The organism is Variovorax sp. GW821-FHT10B04 (genome assembly GCF_059415645.1).
The window spans coordinates 144,243-162,292 of record NZ_JBWKNQ010000009.1; the positions used below are offsets into that span (position 1 = coordinate 144,243).

Sequence of the window (18,050 nt, forward strand, 5' to 3'; positions counted from 1 at the left end):
TTTTAAGTCAGCGCCGCGACCGGCGCTGGCACCCTAGAAAAGCACCCGGCTGCGGATGGTTCCCGGCACCTGCGCGAGCTTCTCGAGCGCCAGGTCGGACGACGCCGCGTCGATGTCGGTTACCACGTAGCCCACCTTCTCGTTGGTCTGCAGGTACTGCGAAGAGATGTTGATGTGGTTCTCGGAGAAGATCCGGTTGATCTCCGACAGCACGCCGGGCACGTTCTGGTGGATGTGCAGCAGGCGATGCTTGCCAGGATGCGCCGGCAGCGCCACTTCGGGGAAGTTGACCGACGAGACGGTCGTGCCGTTGTCGCTGTACTTCACCAGCTTTTCGGCCACTTCGCCGCCGATGTTGGCCTGCGCCTCCATCGTCGAGCCGCCGATGTGCGGCGTGAGGATCACGTTGTCCAGCCCCCGCAGCGGCGACTGGAACTCCTCGTTGTTGCTGCCGGGCTCGACCGGGAACACGTCGATCGCGGCACCCCAGAGCTTCTGGCTCTTGATGCCCTCGGCGAGCGCGTCGATGTCCACCACCGTGCCGCGCGCCGCATTGATGAGGATGCCGCCCTCCTTCATGGCCGCGATCTCGGCCGGGCCGATCATCCACTTGGTGGACGGCAACTCGGGTACGTGCAGGCTCACGATGTCGCTCTGTGCGAGCAGGTCATGCAGCTTCGGCACCTGGCGTGCATTGCCCAGCGGCAGCTTGCTCACCACGTCATAGAACGCCACGTGCATGCCGAGGCCTTCGGCCAGCACCGACAGCTGGGTGCCGATCGAGCCGTAGCCCACGATGCCGAGCGTCTTGCCGCGGATCTCGTGCGAATGCACGGCCGACTTCATCCAGCCACCGCGATGGACCAGCGCGTTCTTGGCCGGGATGCCGCGCAGCAGCAGGATCGCCTCGGCCAGCACCAGTTCGGCCACCGAGCGCGTATTGGAATAAGGCGCGTTGAACACCGCCACGCCACGCTCGCGCGCCGCGTTCAGGTCGACCTGGTTCGTGCCGATGCAGAAGCAGCCGACGGCCACCAGCTTCGGCGCCGCCGCCAGCACGTCGGCCGTGAGCTTGCTCTGCGAACGGATGCCCAGGAAATGGACGTCGGCCAGCTTGGCCTTCAATTCTTCGCCCTGCAGCGCCTTGGGCAGGGTCTCGATCTGGCTGTAGCCGGCTTCCTTGATCACTTCGACCGCAGAGGGATGAACACCTTCCAGCAGAAGGAACTTGATCTTGCTTTTGTCGAGGGAGGTTTTGCTCATGGAAAGCACCGGCAAGGGGGTCGAAAAAAGGGAGGCGATGCTAGCATGGTGCAGTGCAGCACGCAGGCGGTGCGCCATGGCACCAAAAGGGTTTCCCCGCTTGAAGGCTTTGTGAAACTCATGCGACAAACATGACGCGGATGTGTCACACGCACGACCTACCATTTGCGCCTTTCTTTCTTCACATTTCTCCCCTTTTCAGGAGCTTTCATGCGATTCAAAACGCTCGCGTTGGCCACGGCGCTGGCCGCGACGCTCTCCGTATCGGCTCATGCCCAGATCGAGATCCAGTGGTGGCATTCGATGACGGCCGTCAACAACGAATGGGTGAACGACCTCGCCAAGCAGTTCAACGAAAGTCAGAAGGAATACAAGATCGTCCCGACCTTCAAGGGCACGTATGACGAATCGATGACGGCATCGATCGCGGCGTTCCGTGCCGGCAACGCGCCGCACATCCTGCAGGTGTTCGAGGTGGGAACCGCAACGATGCAGGCCAGCAAGGGCGCGATCGTGCCGGTCGGCCAGGTCATGAAGGACGCGGGCGAGAAGTTCGACCCGTCCGCCTACATCCCTGCGGTCGCCGGCTACTACACGGCGCCCAACGGCCAGATGCTGAGCTTCCCGTTCAACAGCTCGACCACCATCTTCTATTTCAACAAGGACGCGTTCAAGGCGGCCGGCCTGCCGACCGACAAGGCGCCGTCCACCTGGCCCGAAGTGGTTGCGGCAGCGGCCAAGCTGAAGGCCAGCGGCCACAAGTGCCCGTTCACCACCGCCTGGCAGAACTGGACGCAGGTCGAGAGCTTCTCCGCCTGGCACAACGTGGAATTCGCGAGCAAGGCCAACGGCCTGCAAGGCATGGACGCACGGCTGAAGGTCAATTCGCCGCTGCACGTTCGCCACATCGAGAACCTCGCCAACATGGCCAAGCAGGGCCTGTTCGTCTACAAGGGTCGCGGCAACGTGCCTGAAGCCTCGTTCGTGTCGGGCGAGTGCGCCATGATCAATACGTCCTCGGGCTTCTACGGCAACGTGGCCAAGAACGCCAAGTTCGCCTACGGCCTGGCACCGCTGCCCTACTACCCGGACGTTCCGGGCGCGCCGCAGAACACGGTCATCGGTGGCGCCAGCCTCTGGGTGATGTCGGGCAAGAAGCCTGCCGAGTACAAGGGCGTGGCCAAGTTCTTCAGCTTCATCTCGACGCCTGAAGTGCAGTCCGCCAGCCACAAGCGCACCGGCTACCTGCCGGTGACGATGGCTTCGTACAAGCTGACCGAGGATTCGGGCTTCTACAAGCAGAACCCCGGCACCGACGTCGCCGTGACGCAGATGATCCGCAAGGTGACCGACAAGAGCCGCGGCATCCGCCTGGGCAACTACGTGCAGATTCGCGCGATCGAGGACGAAGAGCTCGAACAGGTCTGGAACGGCAAGAAGACCGCGAAGGAAGCGCTGGACGCCATCGTGAAGCGCGGTGACGAACAGCTCGAGCGCTTTCAGAAAGCCAACAAGGGCTGAGGCTCTTCGCATGTGCTGAGCGTGGCCGGTAGAACCGGCCCCGCGTCACAGTAGACTCGCCCCGCCGCGCTCCAGAGCCCGGCGGGTTTTCTTTATCCAGGGCTCTTATGGAAAAACGCGTCTTCTTTCGATCCGGCTGGTTGCCATGGTTGCTGCTGGCACCGCAGATGGCGGTCATCCTGGTGTTCTTCTTCTGGCCTGCCGCCCAGGCGATCCTCCAGTCGCTGCAGCAGCAGGACCCCTTCGGCACCTCGGTCGAGTTCGTCGGCTTCGACAACTTCCGGCAGTTGTTCAGCGACTCGAGCTACGTCGACTCCTTCAAGACCACCGCGCTGTTCTCGGTGCTGGTGGCCGGCATCGGCATCAGCCTGTCGCTGATGCTCGCGGTGTTCGCCGACCGTATCGTGCGCGGCGGCATGTTCTACAAGACGATGTTGATCCTGCCTTATGCCGTCGCGCCTTCGGTGGCCGCGGTGCTCTGGGTCTTCATGTTCTCGCCGTCGCTGGGCGTGGTGTCGTATGCGCTCGGCAAGTTCGGTATCGACTGGAACCACCTGCTCAATTCAGGCCACGCGATGACCTTGATCGTCATGGCCTCGGTCTGGAAACAGATATCCTACAACTTCCTCTTCTTCCTGGCCGGCCTGCAGTCGATCCCCAAGTCGCTGATCGAGGCCGCGGCCATCGATGGCGCCCGCCCATGGCGCCGGTTCTGGACGGTGCAGTTTCCGCTGCTGTCGCCCACCACCTTCTTCCTGCTGGTGATCAACGTCGTCTATGCCTTCTTCGACACCTTCGCGATCGTCGATGCAGCCACCCAGGGCGGCCCCGGCAAGGACACCGCGATCCTGGTCTACAAGGTCTATTACGACGGCTTCAAGGCAATGGACCTGGGTGGCTCGGCCGCCCAGTCGGTGGTCCTGATGCTGATCGTGGTCGCGCTGACCGTGGTGCAGTTCCGCTACGTCGAAAAGAAAGTCAACTACTGATGCACACACAGATCGAACCCGACCGGCAGGAGGCTCGCCATGGTTGAGCGGCGCGGTACACAAGGCATCCTGGCCCACGTCGTGATGGTGCTGGGCGTTCTCGTCGTCGGCTTCCCGCTCTACCTCGCCTTCGTCGCGTCGACGCACACGGCGCAGGAAATCGTCCAGGCGCCGATGCCGCTGCTGCCCGGCGGCCACATGCTCGAAAGCTACAAGTCGGCGCTGTTCGGCCGCGAGACCAGTGCAGGTTCGAACGCGCCGGTGATCGGCATGATGTGGGTCAGCCTGGTGACGGCGCTGGTCATCTCCATCGGCAAGATCGCGATCTCGCTGCTGTCGGCCTTCGCGATCGTCTACTTCCGCTTCCCGTTCAAGAAGATCTGCTTCTGGGCGATCTTCGTGACGCTGATGCTGCCGGTGGAAGTGCGCATCCTCCCGACGTACAAGGTGCTGTCGGACCTGAACATGCTCAACACCTATGCGGGCCTGACGGTGCCGCTGATCGCCTCGGCGACGGCGACCTTCCTGTTCCGCCAGTTCTTCCTGACCGTGCCCGAGGAGCTGACCGAGGCGTCGCGCATGGACGGCGCGAGCCCGATGCGCTTCTTCTTCGACGTGCTGCTGCCGTTGTCGAAGACTTCGATTGCGGCCTTGTTCGTGATCCAGTTCATCTACGGCTGGAACCAGTATCTCTGGCCGCTGCTGGCGACCACGAGCGAGGACATGTACCCCGTCGTGGTCGGCATCAAGCGAATGATCGCCGGCGGCGACGGCCAGAACGAATGGAACGTGGTGATGGCAACCGCCATCCTCGCGATGCTGCCACCCGCGCTGGTGGTGGTCCTCATGCAGAAGTGGTTCGTCAAGGGCCTCGTCGATACCGAGAAATAAGTCATGGCAGCTCTTTCGCTCAACAACGTCATCAAGCGCTACGGCGTCGGCCCCAAGGCCAACCAGGTCATCCACGGCGTCAGCGCCGAGATCGCTGATGGCGAATTCATCGTGATCGTCGGCCCGTCGGGCTGCGGCAAGTCGACGCTGCTTCGCATGGTCGCCGGGCTCGAGGAAATCTCGGCTGGCGAGATCTCGATCGGCGGACGCGTGGTCAACCAGCTCGAACCATCGGAACGCGACATCGCGATGGTGTTCCAGAACTACGCGCTCTACCCGCACATGAGCGTGTTCGACAACATGGCCTACGGCCTGAAGATCGCCAAGGTGCCGGTGCCGGAGATCAAGACGCGCGTCGACAAGGCCGCGAAGATCCTGGAACTCGGCCATCTGCTGCAGCGCAAGCCGCGCGAGCTGTCGGGCGGCCAGCGCCAGCGCGTGGCCATGGGCCGCGCGATCGTGCGCCAGCCGCAGGTCTTCCTGTTCGACGAACCGCTGTCCAACCTCGACGCCAAGCTGCGCGCGCAGACCCGCATCGAGATCCAGAAGCTGCATCGCGAACTCGGCATCACCTCGCTCTTCGTGACCCACGACCAGGTCGAGGCGATGACGCTGGCGCAACGCATCATCGTGATGAATGGCGGCGTGATGGACCAGTTCGGCTCGCCTGAAGAGGTCTACAACCGCCCCGCGACCACCTTCGTCGCGAGCTTCATCGGCTCACCGCCGATGAACCTGCTGAAGCAGGCGCCCGGCGTGCGGCCCGGCCAGATCCTCGGCATCCGGCCGGAGCACCTGTCGCTGGACGAGAGCGGCTGGACGGCACAGATCGAGCACGTCGAACTGCTCGGTGCCGAGCGCCTCGTGTATGCGCGCATCGGCGACGAACAGATCATCATGCGCACCGACGCGGCCGACCTGCCGCCCTCGGCCGGCGACACCGTGAAGATCGCGGCGCAGCAGGACAAGCTGCACTGGTTCGACGCCAACTCCGGCAAGCGCTCGTCATGAGCAGCGACGCGACCGTTCGCCGGGCGTGGCCCTACCCGCGCTGGGTCGCGCACCGCGGCGCCGGCAAGCTGGCGCCCGAGAACACGCTGGCCGCCTTCCGCCTCGGCGCCGCACACGGCTACCGGATGTTCGAGTGCGACGCCAAGCTCAGCGCTGACGGCGTGCCTTTCCTGATGCACGACGCCACGCTCGAACGCACGACCAGCGGCCGCGGCATCGGTGGCGACCACGCCTGGTCGGCGCTGTCGCAGCTCGACGCCGGCGGCTGGCATTCGCGCGCCTTTGCCGGCGAGCCGCTCGCCACGCTCGACAACCTGGCGCGCTTCTGCCTGAAGAACGGCTATTTCCTGAACATCGAGATCAAGCCCACGCCGGGTGTCGAACGCGTCACCGGCGGTGTCGTCGCCCAGCACGCGGCCAGACTGTGGGCCGGCGCCGAAGTGCCGCCGTTGCTGACCTCGTTCAAGACCGAATCGCTCGAAGGCGCCAAGGCGTCGGCCCCCGAACTGCCGCGCGGCCTGCTGCTCGACACGCTGTGGGACGGTTGGTTCGATGCCGCGCTCGCGCTCGACTGCACGGCGATCGTCTGCAACCACGCCCTCTGGGATGCCGCAACGGTGGCGCGCGTGCACGCTGCCGGCCTGCGCACGTTGAGCTACACCGTCAACGACGAGTGGGCTGCCGAACGGCTGATCGCGCTGGGCACCGACGGCGTCATCACCGACCGCATCGATCTCTTCGGCCCCGCGCGCTGAACCTTGCCGGCCAGCCCGGCGGGACACCGGCGCCGCGTCCTTCACCGTGGACGCCGGCGCGCTCCTATGATCCGCCGATGAGTTTTCTTTCCCGATGCTGCGTGGTCCTGATGCTGGCGCTGGCCTTCGCCGGCACCTCGTTCGCACAGACCGCATCCGACGACGCCAAGCAGGCGACCGCGGAGCCGGACATCGCCGAACTGCGCGCGCGGTTGTCGCGCATTCCTGCGACCGTCGACAACAACGGCGAACTCCGCGCGCTGCTCCCGCAGCTGAACGACATCGCTGCGCAGACCGACAAGTTCGTCACGTCACGCAGCGCTCAACTGGCCGACCTGAACGCCCGGCTCGGCGAACTCGGCAATGCGCCCTCGGCGCCGGGCGCGAGCGAAGACCCGGGCATCACACGCCAGCGCAACACGCTGACGAAGGAGCGCAACGCGCTCGACGCCGACGTGCGGCTTGCCAAGCTGCTGGCCATCGACACGCAACAGCGCAGTGGCGACCTGGTCGACCAGCGCCGCAAGATGTTCGAGGCGCAGCTCACCGAGCGTGCGCCCTCGCCGCTCGGCCGCGAGTTCTGGCGCGACATCGGCGACGCCTGGCCCGACGACATCGCGCGGCTGAAGGCGCTCGGCAACGAGTTGCGCGCGAGCGTCGCCACGGCGCGTCAACCGGCCCACCGGAACACCGTGCTCGTCAGCGTCGTCGGTGCGCTGCTGGTCGCGCTGCTCGGCAACTGGCTGGCCGAACGCGGGCTGGTCCGGCTCGCGGCACGGGTGCTGCCGCCGGGCCGGTTGCGCCGCTCGCTGCTGGTGATCGCCATCGTCGCCGCCAACGTCGCACTGGTCGGTTTGGCCGCGCACGGACTGCTCAGCCTGCTCGACGAACAGGGCATCTGGGGCGCGCAGACCCGCAAGGTGGCGGAAGCGGCCGTGCAGTCGAGCATCTTCATCGCCTTCGTGGTCGGCCTGGGGCGCGCGCTGCTGGCCATTCCGCGCCCGTCATGGCGGCTGCCGCCGATCGCCGACGAGATGGCTGCGCGGCTGGTGCCCTATCCCTGGGCGATCGCCGCCGTGGCGATCCTGGTCTGGACGCCGGCCCAGATCAACGCCGTGGTCGACGCCAGCTTCGCGGCGATCGTCGCCACGCACGTGCTCACCGCGTTGGGACTGACCGCGCTGATCGCCGCGATCGTGCTGCGGCTGGGCCTGCCGAACACACGCCGCGCCATGGCGATGGACGCCGCCTCTGCGTCCGAATCCGACAACACGGAAGGCACGCCCGCCGCCACGCTGGAGCGGCCGGTCTGGGTCGGCATGCTGCTGAGCGCCGTGCTGGTGGCCGTGGTCGCGATCTGGGTGCTGGTGGCTGCGGGCTACGTCGCGCTGGCCAGCTTCCTGGCCGGACAACTGACCTGGGGCGGCATCGTCGTCACGGCGTTCTACGTGCTGTTCAAGTTTGCCGATGACCTGTTCACCGCGCTGGTGTCCTCGAAGAGCAGCTTCGGCGAACGGCTGCAGAAGAGTTTCGGCTTTGCGCCGCAGACGCTCGACCAGGCGTCGGTGGTGCTGTCGGGGCTGAGCCGCGTCGCGCTGTTCTTCTACATGGTCATCGCACTGGCCGAACCGCTGGGCAGCAGCCCCGGCGAAGTGTTCCAGCGAGGCGGCAAGCTGGGTGACGGCTTGAAGATCGGCGAATTCGAGCTGGTGCCGGGCGCGATCTTCAGCGCCGTGGCGGTCGCGGCCGGCGGCTTCATCGCGTTGCGCATCTTCAAGCGCTGGCTGGAGCGGCGCTACCTGCCCAACACCACGCTCGAGCCCGGCATGCAGAACTCGCTGACCACGCTGCTGGGCTACGTCGGCGGCGTGCTGGTGATCGCTTTCGCGCTGTCGGCGCTGGGCATCGGCATCAACCGCATCGCCTGGGTCGCGAGCGCGCTGTCGGTGGGCATCGGCTTCGGGCTGCAGGCGATCGTGCAGAACTTCATCTCGGGGCTGATCCTGCTGGCAGAGCGCCCGGTGAAGGTGGGCGACTGGGTGGTGCTGGGCACCGCCGAAGGCGATGTCCGGCGCATCAATGTGCGTGCGACCGAAATACAGCTGGGCGACCGCTCGACGCTGATCGTGCCGAACTCCGAATTCATCACGAAGACGGTCCGCAACATGACGCTGACCAACGCCGAAGGCCGTGTGCTGATCCGTCTGCCGATGCCGCTGACCACCGACGCCAACCGCGCGCGCGACGTGATGCTGGCTGCCTGCGCCGGCCACGCCGGGGTGCTCGCGACGCCAGCGCCATCGGTCACGCTGGACGGGATCGAGAGCGGCTTCCTGATCTTCCAGGTGATCGCGTACGTGCAGAGCCCGCGCCTGGCGGGTGGCGTGCGCAGCGACCTGCTGTTCACGATCCTCGATGGCTTGAAGGCCGCGCAGTTGCCGCTGATGGCCTACGCCGCGCCGCCTGCGCCAACCGCGGAGCCCGCATCGACACCAGTCACGCCACCACTGCCGGGGACGGCGAGCACCGCGGGAAACTCGGGCGCGCTGGGAACGCCGGGACTGTCGAACGGCTGAACGCCTCCGCGCTCAGCGCCGCAGCCCACCCGCCAGCAACCACTGACTGGTGCCGCAGACGAGCACTAGCGCGGCGTAGGTCGCCATCGCGCCGTCCCGGCCGAAAAATCCAAGGCCGGCGACCAGCACCACCACCCCCGCGGCGAAGTTGATCCCTGTCTGCCGCCAGAATCCGGCGAGCACTGGCCGGCGGAATGCGAAACGCGCCATCGCCGCCAGAAGCAGCGACACGACCAGCGCGGGCGCCACGAAATTCAGCACGTGATTCAGGAAGGCGAGAACGGACATGGAGGGGCGCAGCCGGGTGAAAACACGCTGGATAGGAGCGGCATACCGCAGCGATAGTCTTGGCTATGCCGCAGAGGCCGGGCGAACGGTCTTTACAAATTTTATAATCGGAGGCTATGTCAGTCTGGGCCCTCGGGTTGAACCACACGACCGCGCCGCTCGATCTGCGCGGCCGGTTCGCGTTCGCGCTCGACCAGATGGCCCCGACGCTGCAGAGTTTGCGCAGTTCGTTCGCCGGCTCGCGGCATCCGCAGATCGAGGCAGCGATCATCTCGACCTGCAACCGCACCGAGATCTATTGCGCCGCAGACCAGATGGCGCTCGAGCACACCGTCGGCTGGCTGGCCCAGAGCGGCGGCGTCGCGCCGGCGCTGCTGCAATCGCATGCCTACACGCTGCGCGACGACGAAGCGGCTCGCCACGCATTCCGCGTCGCCAGCGGTCTCGACTCCATGGTGCTGGGCGAAGCGCAGATCCTGGGCCAGATGAAGGATGCCATTCGCGCCGCCGAAACGGCCGGGGCGCTCGGCAGCACGCTCAACCAATTGTTCCAGCGCTCCTTCGCCGTGGCGAAGGAAGTCCGCACCGCCACCGAGATCGGCGCCCATTCGATCAGCATGGCCGCCGCCGCGGTCCGGCTGGCAGCCCAGCTCTTCGAGGACCTGAGGCAGACGCGCGTGCTCTTCGTCGGTGCCGGCGAAATGATCGACCTGGCGGTCACGCACTTTGCGGCCAAGGAGCCGAAGTCCATCACCATCGCCAACCGCACGCTGGAACGCGGCGAAAAGCTGGCGTCGCGTTTCGGCGCCGAAGCCATGCGGCTGGCTGAGCTGCCCGCACGCCTGGCCGAGTTCGACATCGTCGTGAGTTGCACCGCGAGCACGCTGCCGCTGATCGGTCTCGGTGCGGTCGAGCGCGCGCTCAAGCAGCGCAAGCACCGCCCGATGTTCATGGTCGACCTGGCCGTGCCGCGCGACATCGAACCCGAAGTCAAGGCATTGGAAGACGTGTACCTGTACACCGTCGACGACCTCGCGCAGGTGGTGCAGCAGGGCCAGGCCAACCGGCAGGCGGCCGTGGCGCAGGCCGAAGTCATCATCGATGCCGGCGTGCAGAGCTTCATGCACTGGCTCGGCCAGCGCGGCGCCGTGCCGTTGATCCAGCAGCTCAATGCCCAGGCCGACACCTGGCGTGCCGCCGAGATGGCGCGGGCGCGCAAGCTGCTGGCCAAGGGCGAGCCGGTCGAGGCGGTGCTCGAGGCCATGTCCCGCGGTCTCACGCAGAAGATGCTGCACGGCGCACTCGCCGAACTGCATGCGGGCGATGCCGAATCGCGCGAGCAGACGGCGCAGACGATCTCGCGCCTGTTCCTGCGCAAAGAACGTTAGCGGCGCTTGCGCCGCCGATCCAGGGCCCCTTCCCGGCCCTGCTGCATTCCATGCGATACCTTGCGGCGCCCCGCGCGCAAGGCCCACCGATTCCGAGATCACCGTGAAACCCTTCCTCCGCCATCAACTCGAACGCTACGCACAGCGCCTCGGCGAACTCGACTTCCTCCTGTCGCGCGAAGACATCATGAGCGACATGACCCAGTACCGCACCATCTCGCGCGAACACGCCGAGGTGACGCAGATCGCAGGCCGCTATGAACGCTATCGCCAACGCGAAACGGACATTGCCGGTGCACGCGAGATGCTCGACGACCCCGACATGGTCGAGATGGCACAGGAGGAAATCGCCGGCGCCGAAGCCGAATTGCTGCAGCTCGAAGAAGAGCTCCAGCGCCTGCTGCTGCCGAAGGATCCGGACGATGCACGCAATGCCTTCCTCGAAATCCGGGCCGGCACCGGCGGCGACGAGTCGGCCTTGTTCGCGGGCGACCTGCTGCGCATGTACACGCGCTATGCCGAACGTGCCGGCTGGCGTTGCGAGATCGTGAGCGAGAGCGAGAGCGAACTCGGTGGGTACAAGGAAGTCGTGATCCGTGTCGTCGGCGACGACGTGTTCGGCAAGCTGCGCTACGAATCCGGCGGTCACCGCGTGCAGCGAGTGCCGGCCACCGAAACCCAGGGACGCATCCATACCAGCGCCTGCACGGTGGCCGCCCTGGCCGAGCCCGACGAAGCCGTCGCGGTGCAGATCAACCCGGCCGACCTGCGCATCGACACCTACCGCGCGAGCGGCGCCGGCGGCCAGCACATCAACAAGACCGACTCGGCGGTGCGCATCACGCACATCCCGACCGGCATCGTGGCCGAGTGCCAGGACGACCGCAGTCAGCACCGCAACAAGGCGAAGGCGCTGCAGGTGCTGTCGGCGCGCATCCAGGAAAAAGACCGGAGCGAGCGCGCCGCCAAGGACGCCGCGCTGCGCAAGGGCCTGGTCGGCAGCGGCGACCGCAGCGACCGCATCCGCACCTACAACTTCCCGCAGGGCCGGCTCACCGACCACCGCATCAACCTGACGCTCTACAAGCTGCTGCAGATCATGGAAGGCGACCTCGGCGACGTGCTGGCCGCGCTGCAGGCTGCGCGCGAGGCGGAACAACTGGCCGAACTCGAATCGAGCCTGCCCGCATGACGGCGCACCCGGAAGACGCGCAGCCATCGACCGTCGCCCAGGCGCTTCGCGCCGCCGCCGCGCTGGGCGTGGACCGGCTCGACGCGCAACTTCTGCTGCTGCACGCGCTGCAACGGCCGGCGCACGACCGGGCGTGGCTGCTGGCACACGACACCGACGCACTGCCCGCCGCAACGTGGAATGCCTTCGCGTCGCTGCTCACACGGCGCGTGGCCGGGGAGCCGGTCGCCTACCTGCTGGGCGAGAAGGAGTTCCACGGCCTGACGCTGCAGGTCGACGCGCGCGTGCTCGTGCCGCGGCCGGACACCGAGACGCTGGTCGAATGGACGCTGGAATGCGCTGCGGACCTGGCCACGCCGGCGTTGCTCGATCTCGGCACCGGCAGCGGCGCGATCGCTCTGGCGCTGCAGCAAACGCGGCCGGATGCGCGGGTCGACGCGGTGGACGCCAGCGCAGGCGCGCTCGCCGTGGCGCAAGCCAACGCCGCGCGGCTCGGCCTGCCGGTGTGCTTCACGCAGGCCGACTGGCTCGACGGCGCCGCTGCCGGTTACGACCTGATCGTCTCGAATCCGCCCTACATCGCGGTTGGCGACCCGCACCTGCCGGCACTCGCTCACGAACCGGCCTCGGCGCTGGTCGCAGGTGCCGACGGGCTGGATGACCTGCGCCGCATCGTCGCGGATGCACCGGCCCATCTGCGCGCGGGCGGCTGGCTGCTGCTGGAGCACGGCCACGACCAGGGCGAAGCGGTGCGCGCCCTGCTGCAGGTGCACGGCTTCACACAGGTCACGAGTCGCCACGACCTGGCCGGCATCGCCCGCTGCTCGGGCGGTGTATGGCCCGGCACGACCGGCAAGAATTCACCTGCGGTGAAATAATCCCGCAAAGCACTTTTCAGGAGATCCCCCATGGCTGAGACCCAACAACGCATCGACGACCTCGTGAAGACCAACGACATCGTGCTCTTCATGAAGGGCAATGCGAGCTTCCCGATGTGCGGCTTCTCGGGCCGCGCGATTCAGATCCTCAAGGCGGTGGGCGTCGACACGAAGACGCTGAAGACCGTCAACGTGCTCGACGACCAGGAAATCCGCCAGGGCATCAAGGAATACAGCAACTGGCCCACGATCCCGCAGCTCTACGTCAAGGGCGAGTTCGTCGGCGGCTCGGACATCATGATGGAGATGTACGAGTCCGGCGAACTGCAACAGGTCGTCGGCGGCAGCGCCGCCTGACAGGCCTGATGCGGAAGCGCCACAGCAGGCGCTTCCCGTCGAGACGGACACCCCGTCGGCACTGGGCACGGCTTATGCTGTGCTTGCGTGTTCGAAACCGGAGGTGTTCATGGATTTCCGCCCTTCCCGCGATCTCGTTCCCTCGGCCCTGGCCACCTCCGCCAGATCGCCGTTCCAGCTGCCGGTGGCTCAACTGCGCAGCGTCTACCAGCGGCACGATGTCGAGCGCAAACTGGCCAAGCTGCCCGAGCGCGAACACGAACATCTGCGCAGCACCTACGAGCGCATGCTCGAACGCGGCCCCGACCGCTTCCAGGTCAAGCCGAGCGGCATCCCCGAGATGGCCGAGCTCTACGCCCAGTTGCCCAACTTCACCGAAGTGCTCGACGACGTGCGCCGCCACGTCGCGCTCGCACAGGACAGCCGTGACGGCCTCGAGGTCACGCCGATGCTGCTGCTCGGCCCGCCGGGCATCGGCAAGACCCACTTCGCGAAGAAACTGGCCGAGCTGCTCGGCACCGGCATGTCGCTGGTACCGATGAGCTCCATGACGGCCGGCTGGCTGCTGTCCGGCGCCTCGTCGCAATGGAAGGGCGCCAAGCCCGGCAAGGTGTTCGAGGCGCTGGTCGACGGCGAATACGCCAACCCCGTGATGGTGATCGACGAGATCGACAAGGCCGGCGCCGACGCGCAATACGACCCGCTGGGTGCGCTCTACAACCTGCTGGAACACGACACCGCCCACGCGTTCGTGGACGAATTCGCCGACGTGCCGATCGACGCCAGCCAGGTGATCTGGATCACCACCGCCAACGACGAGCGCGGCATTCCCGAGCCGATCCTGAACCGCATGAACGTGTTCGAGGTCGAAGCGCCTTCGCTCGAAGCGGCACGGCAGATTGCACGCCAGCTGTACGCGTCGATCCGCGAGAGCCATGACTGGGGCCGGTTGCTCGCGCCCGAGCCGAAGGACGACGTGCTCGACCACCTCGCGGCCCTGGCGCCGCGCGAGATGCGCCGCGCCTTGATGACCGGCTTCGGCAACGCGCGCCTCGCGCGGCGCGACGAGATCCAGGTCGGCGACCTGCCTCGCGGCAGCGCGGCACGCAGCCGCATCGGGTTCGTTCAGTAGCGTGCAACAGGCCGGGGCCGCACGCGTCTGGCACCATGTCGGTCTTCCCAGATCGACCTCATGAACCTGACCCAAAGCCTGCTCGTCATCGTCCTCCTGATCGCGACGAGCGCCTTCTTCTCGCTGGCCGAGATCTGCCTCGCCGCCTCGCGCAGGCTGAGACTGCGCCAGATGGCCGACGAAGGCGACGTGCGCGCCGAGCGCGTGCTGCGCATCCAGGAACAGCCCGGCCACTACTTCACCGTGGTGCAGATCGGGCTCAATGCGGTCGCCATCCTGGGCGGTGTGGTCGGCGAAGGCTCGCTCAGCCCGTACTACGCACAGCTGTTCGGCCTCTGGTTCAGCCCCGAGACGGCACAGGGCGCGGCCTTCGCGGCCTCGTTCGTCACGATCATCGCGGTGTTCCTGGTCTTCGCCGACCTGTTCCCGAAGCGCCTGGGCATGAACGACCCGGAGCGGCTCGCCGTGCGCATGGTCGCGCCTATGCAGGTGCTGATCACCGCGCTGAAGCCACTGGTCTGGCTCTTCACCCATTGCACCGACCTGCTCTTCAAGCTGCTGGGCCTGCCGGCGCACCGTGCGGAGACCATCACCTCGGCGGACATCCTCGCGATGACCGAGGCCGGGGCGCGCGCCGGCGTGCTGGCGGTGCGCGAGCAGCAGGTCATCGCCAACGTGTTCGAGCTCGACACGCGGCTGGTCAACAGCGTGATGACCTCGCGCGACCGGATCGTCTGGTTCCAGAAGGACGACCCTGAATCGGTACTGCGCGCGCGCATCGTGGCGGAGCCTTTCTCGGCGTACCCGATCTGCGATGGCGACATCGACCACGTGCTCGGCTACGTCGACGCGAAGGACATGTTCCAGCGCGTGCTGAGCAGCCAGCCGCTCGCACTCGACCAGGGCGTGCCGTTGCACAAGGCGCTGGTGGTGTTCGACCGCCTGTCGCTCACCGAAGTGCTCGAGCAGTTCCGGCAAGCGAAGGAAGACTTCGCGATCGTGGTGAACGAATACAGCCTCGTGGTGGGCGTGATCACGCTCAACGACGTGATGAGCACGGTGATGGGCGACCTGGTGGGCCCGCAGGACGAGGAGCAGCAGATCGTGCGACGCGACGACAGCTCATGGCTGATGGACGGCGTCACGCCGATCCAGGACGTGCTGCGCGCACTCGACATCGACGCACTGCCGCACGCCGACGAGTACGAGACGCTGGCCGGTTTCCTGATGGTGATGCTGCGGCGCGTGCCCAAGAAGACCGACACGGTGAGCTCGAGCGGCTACACCTTTGAAGTGATGGACGTCGACAGCCACCGCATCGACCAGGTGATGGTGACGCGGGTCTAGAGCGACCGGAAGAATCTAGGCGCGGGCCTCGCGGTCGTCGAAGACCCAGAGGTGCTGATTGGCGAAGACCGCGTTCGGATACGGCGCCTTGCCGCGGCTGCCGTTGTAGCGGCCCAGTGTCATGAACAGATCGCCGCGCTCCATGTCCAGGTAGTGCCGCAGGATCACGCAACCGAATCGCAGGTTGGTCTGCATGTGGAACAGCTTGGCCGGATCACCATCACCGATCACGCGGGTCCAGAAAGGCATGACCTGCATGAAGCCGCGCGCGCCTGCGCTCGACACCGCGAACTTGCGGAAATTGCTCTCGACCTGGATCAAGCCCAGCACCAGGCTGACATCGAGCCCGGCACGCTTGCTTTCATACCAGACGGTCTGCAGAAATTCGCGGCGCGTCGGGTCGTCGGGCAGCTTTCGGCTGAGTCGCTGGCTCATCTCGGCGAGCCAGCGCAGGTACGCCATCCGCGGCGCAGTGCTGGCGAACTCCGGCACCGGCGGTGCGCGATTGTGGATCGCGGAACTCAGCGCGCTGCGCACCGCATCGATCAACGGCTCCTCGATCTGCGCGCCGGCCCGAGCGGGCAACGCCAGCGTCAGCGCACCTGCAGCCGCACCGCCCAGACAGAGGCGGCGCGACAGCCCGGTCATGCCGCCAGTTTGGACGCGATGAAAGAGGCCGCGGCTGCGGCGGGAACCTTGGTGGGCGCCGTGTCGCGGCGGTGCTGGTATTCGAACTGGCCTTCCTTGAGGCCACGGTCGGAGATCACGATGCGGTGCGGCACGCCGATCAGTTCCCAGTCGGCGAACATCGCACCGGGACGCTCGCCACGGTCGTCCAGGATCACGTCGGCGCCAGCAGCGATCAGTTGCTCGTACAGCGCCTCGGCTGCCACCTTGACTTCGGCGCTGCGGTCCATGCCGATCGGACAGACCGCGACCGTGAAGGGCGCGATCGCGTCGGGCCAGATGATCCCGCGTTCGTCGTGGTTCTGTTCGATGGCCGCGGCAGGCAGGCGCGTGACGCCGATGCCGTAACAGCCCATCTCGAGATATTGCGGCTTGCCGGCCTCGTCCAGGAAGGTCGCATCCATCGCCTTGCTGTACTTGGTACCGAGCACGAAGATGTGGCCGACCTCGATACCGCGCTCGATCGCCAGCAGGCCCTTGCCGTCGGGAGACGGATCGCCAGCCACGACGTTGCGGATGTCGGCGACGAATTCGGGTTCCGGCAGATCGCGGCCCCAGTTCACGCCAGTCATATGGAAGTCGACTTCGTTGGCACCGGTGATCCAGTCGGCCAGCACGGCGACTTCGCGGTCCGCCACCATGCGCACGGGCTGCTTCAGATTCAGCGGCCCCAGGTAGCCCGGCTTGCAACCGAAGTGCGCATCGATCTCGGGAATCGATGCGAAGCGGAAGCCCTTGTCGAGGCCGGGCAGCTTGCCGACCTTGATCTCGTTCATCTCGTGGTCGCCGCGCAGCAGCAGCAGCCAGATCTGCGCGCCGACGACTTCGCCCTTGGCGTCGAGTTTGTCGGTGGCCAGCACCAGCGACTTCACGGTCGTGGCCAGCGGCACGCCGAGCAGTGCCGCCACGTCGGCACAGGTGCTCTTGCCAGGCGTCGGCGTCTTGGCGAGTGCGTTGGACGCCGCCGGACGCTCGGCCGTGGGCGCGAGCGCTTCCGCCTTCTCCATGTTCGCCGCGTAGTTGCTTTCCGGGCAGTAGACGATCGCGTCCTCGCCGGTCGCGGCAATCACCTGGAATTCCTCGCTCAGATCGCCGCCGATGGCACCGCTGTCGGCCGCCACGGCGCGGTAGGTCAGGCCGAAGCGATCGAAGATGCGGCGATAGGCCTGCGCCATCGCCTGGTAGCTCGCCTTGGCGCCGTCGAGGTCGCGGTCGAAGCTGTACGCGTCCTTCATGATGAACTCGCGCCCGCGCATCAGGCCGAAACGCGGACGACGCTCGTCGCGGAACTTGGTCTGGATCTGATAGAAGTTCTTCGGCAGCTGCTTGTAGCTGCGGATCTCTTGCCGCGCGATGTCGGTCACGACCTCCTCGCTGGTCGGCTGGATCACGTAGTCGCGCTCATGCCGGTCCTTGATGCGCAACAGCTCGGGGCCCATCTTGTCGAAACGGCCGGTTTCCTGCCAGAACTCGGCCGGCTGAACGACCGGCATGGTGAGCTCGACTGCACCGGCGCGGTTCATTTCCTCGCGCACGATGGCCTCGACCTTGCGGATCACGCGCAAGCCCATCGGCATGTATGTGTAGATGCCGGTGCCGAGCTTCTTGATCATCCCGGCGCGCGTCATGAGCCGGTGGCTCGCGACTTCGGCGTCGGTCGGTGCCTCTTTCAGGGTGGAGACAAAGAAACGGGAAGCTTTCATCGGTCGCGCTCGAAAGGGAATGACAGAGGGATTTGGCGAACTGCCGGGGAACCGGTCGCTTGCCGGGTGCAA

The 18,050-nt window shown here is 66.4% G+C and carries 16 protein-coding genes; 12 read left to right on the forward strand and 4 right to left on the reverse strand.

Going from position 1 to position 18,050, the window contains the following annotated elements; all coding sequences use genetic code 11:
• Positions 1-33: 33 nt before the first annotated feature.
• Positions 34-1,263 carry a phosphoglycerate dehydrogenase gene (gene serA / locus AC07PZ_RS21865; protein ID WP_495297245.1) on the reverse strand — a complete coding sequence of 410 codons (1,230 nt, stop codon included), beginning with the start codon at positions 1,261-1,263 and terminating at the stop codon, positions 34-36.
• A 210-nt stretch (positions 1,264-1,473) separates the two neighbouring features.
• Here serA and ugpB point away from each other — a divergent pair, with 210 nt between their 5' ends.
• The 6 genes from ugpB (at position 1,474) to AC07PZ_RS21895 (ending at position 9,006) form a co-directional block, all read left to right on the forward strand.
• Positions 1,474-2,784 carry a sn-glycerol-3-phosphate ABC transporter substrate-binding protein UgpB gene (gene ugpB / locus AC07PZ_RS21870; RefSeq protein WP_495297246.1) on the forward strand — a complete coding sequence of 437 codons (1,311 nt, stop codon included), beginning with the start codon at positions 1,474-1,476 and terminating at the stop codon, positions 2,782-2,784.
• 107 nt (positions 2,785-2,891) lie between these two features.
• Complete coding sequence (gene ugpA, locus AC07PZ_RS21875) at positions 2,892-3,773, forward strand: sn-glycerol-3-phosphate ABC transporter permease UgpA (RefSeq protein WP_495297247.1); 882 nt, start codon at positions 2,892-2,894, stop codon at positions 3,771-3,773.
• Between the two features lie 39 nt (positions 3,774-3,812).
• A complete protein-coding gene (ugpE, locus tag AC07PZ_RS21880) occupies positions 3,813-4,664 on the forward strand; it encodes a sn-glycerol-3-phosphate ABC transporter permease UgpE (protein WP_495297248.1) in 852 nt (283 codons plus the stop codon).
• A gap of 3 nt (positions 4,665-4,667) precedes the next feature.
• Positions 4,668-5,675: a sn-glycerol-3-phosphate import ATP-binding protein UgpC gene (locus tag AC07PZ_RS21885; RefSeq protein WP_495297249.1), complete on the forward strand. Its 1,008-nt coding sequence runs from the start codon at positions 4,668-4,670 to the stop codon at positions 5,673-5,675.
• Entirely contained in the window at positions 5,672-6,430 is a 759-nt protein-coding gene (gene ugpQ, locus AC07PZ_RS21890; protein WP_495297250.1) for a glycerophosphodiester phosphodiesterase, read from the forward strand. The genes AC07PZ_RS21885 and ugpQ overlap by 4 nt, the downstream gene beginning before the upstream one ends.
• 77 nt (positions 6,431-6,507) lie before the next feature.
• A complete protein-coding gene (locus AC07PZ_RS21895; protein WP_495297251.1) occupies positions 6,508-9,006 on the forward strand; it encodes a DUF3772 domain-containing protein in 2,499 nt (832 codons plus the stop codon).
• A 12-nt stretch (positions 9,007-9,018) separates the two neighbouring features.
• On the opposite strand, the gene AC07PZ_RS21900 is transcribed toward AC07PZ_RS21895, so the two are convergent.
• Positions 9,019-9,294 carry a hypothetical protein gene (locus AC07PZ_RS21900; RefSeq protein WP_495297252.1) on the reverse strand — a complete coding sequence of 92 codons (276 nt, stop codon included), beginning with the start codon at positions 9,292-9,294 and terminating at the stop codon, positions 9,019-9,021.
• Between the two features lie 116 nt (positions 9,295-9,410).
• Between AC07PZ_RS21900 and hemA the strand changes: the two genes are divergently transcribed.
• The 6 genes from hemA to paeA all read left to right on the forward strand — a co-directional run bounded on the left by hemA (position 9,411) and on the right by paeA (position 15,588).
• Positions 9,411-10,682 carry a glutamyl-tRNA reductase gene (hemA, locus tag AC07PZ_RS21905; RefSeq protein ID WP_495297253.1) on the forward strand — a complete coding sequence of 424 codons (1,272 nt, stop codon included), beginning with the start codon at positions 9,411-9,413 and terminating at the stop codon, positions 10,680-10,682.
• 103 nt (positions 10,683-10,785) lie between these two features.
• Positions 10,786-11,874 (forward strand): peptide chain release factor 1, encoded by a 1,089-nt coding sequence (gene prfA / locus AC07PZ_RS21910; protein WP_495297254.1) that lies wholly within the window; start codon positions 10,786-10,788, stop codon positions 11,872-11,874.
• Complete coding sequence (prmC, locus tag AC07PZ_RS21915; RefSeq protein WP_495297255.1) at positions 11,871-12,752, forward strand: peptide chain release factor N(5)-glutamine methyltransferase; 882 nt, start codon at positions 11,871-11,873, stop codon at positions 12,750-12,752. Before prfA ends, prmC begins: the two co-directional genes overlap by 4 nt.
• Positions 12,753-12,782: 30 nt before the next feature.
• On the forward strand, positions 12,783-13,109 hold the full coding sequence (gene grxD / locus AC07PZ_RS21920; RefSeq protein WP_495297256.1) for a Grx4 family monothiol glutaredoxin: 327 nt from the start codon (positions 12,783-12,785) through the stop codon (positions 13,107-13,109).
• 109 nt (positions 13,110-13,218) lie between these two features.
• Positions 13,219-14,241, forward strand: coding sequence for an AAA family ATPase (locus tag AC07PZ_RS21925; protein WP_495297257.1), 1,023 nt, complete (start codon positions 13,219-13,221; stop codon positions 14,239-14,241).
• Positions 14,242-14,301: 60 nt separating this feature from the next.
• Positions 14,302-15,588, forward strand: coding sequence for a polyamine export protein PaeA (paeA, locus tag AC07PZ_RS21930; RefSeq protein WP_495297258.1), 1,287 nt, complete (start codon positions 14,302-14,304; stop codon positions 15,586-15,588).
• A gap of 15 nt (positions 15,589-15,603) precedes the next feature.
• Here the strand turns inward: paeA and AC07PZ_RS21935 are convergent, their stop codons facing one another.
• On the reverse strand, positions 15,604-16,236 hold the full coding sequence (locus AC07PZ_RS21935) for a lytic transglycosylase domain-containing protein (protein ID WP_495297259.1): 633 nt from the start codon (positions 16,234-16,236) through the stop codon (positions 15,604-15,606).
• Entirely contained in the window at positions 16,233-17,978 is a 1,746-nt protein-coding gene (locus AC07PZ_RS21940) for a proline--tRNA ligase (protein ID WP_495297260.1), read from the reverse strand. The genes AC07PZ_RS21935 and AC07PZ_RS21940 overlap by 4 nt, the downstream gene beginning before the upstream one ends.
• Positions 17,979-18,050 lie beyond the last annotated feature (72 nt).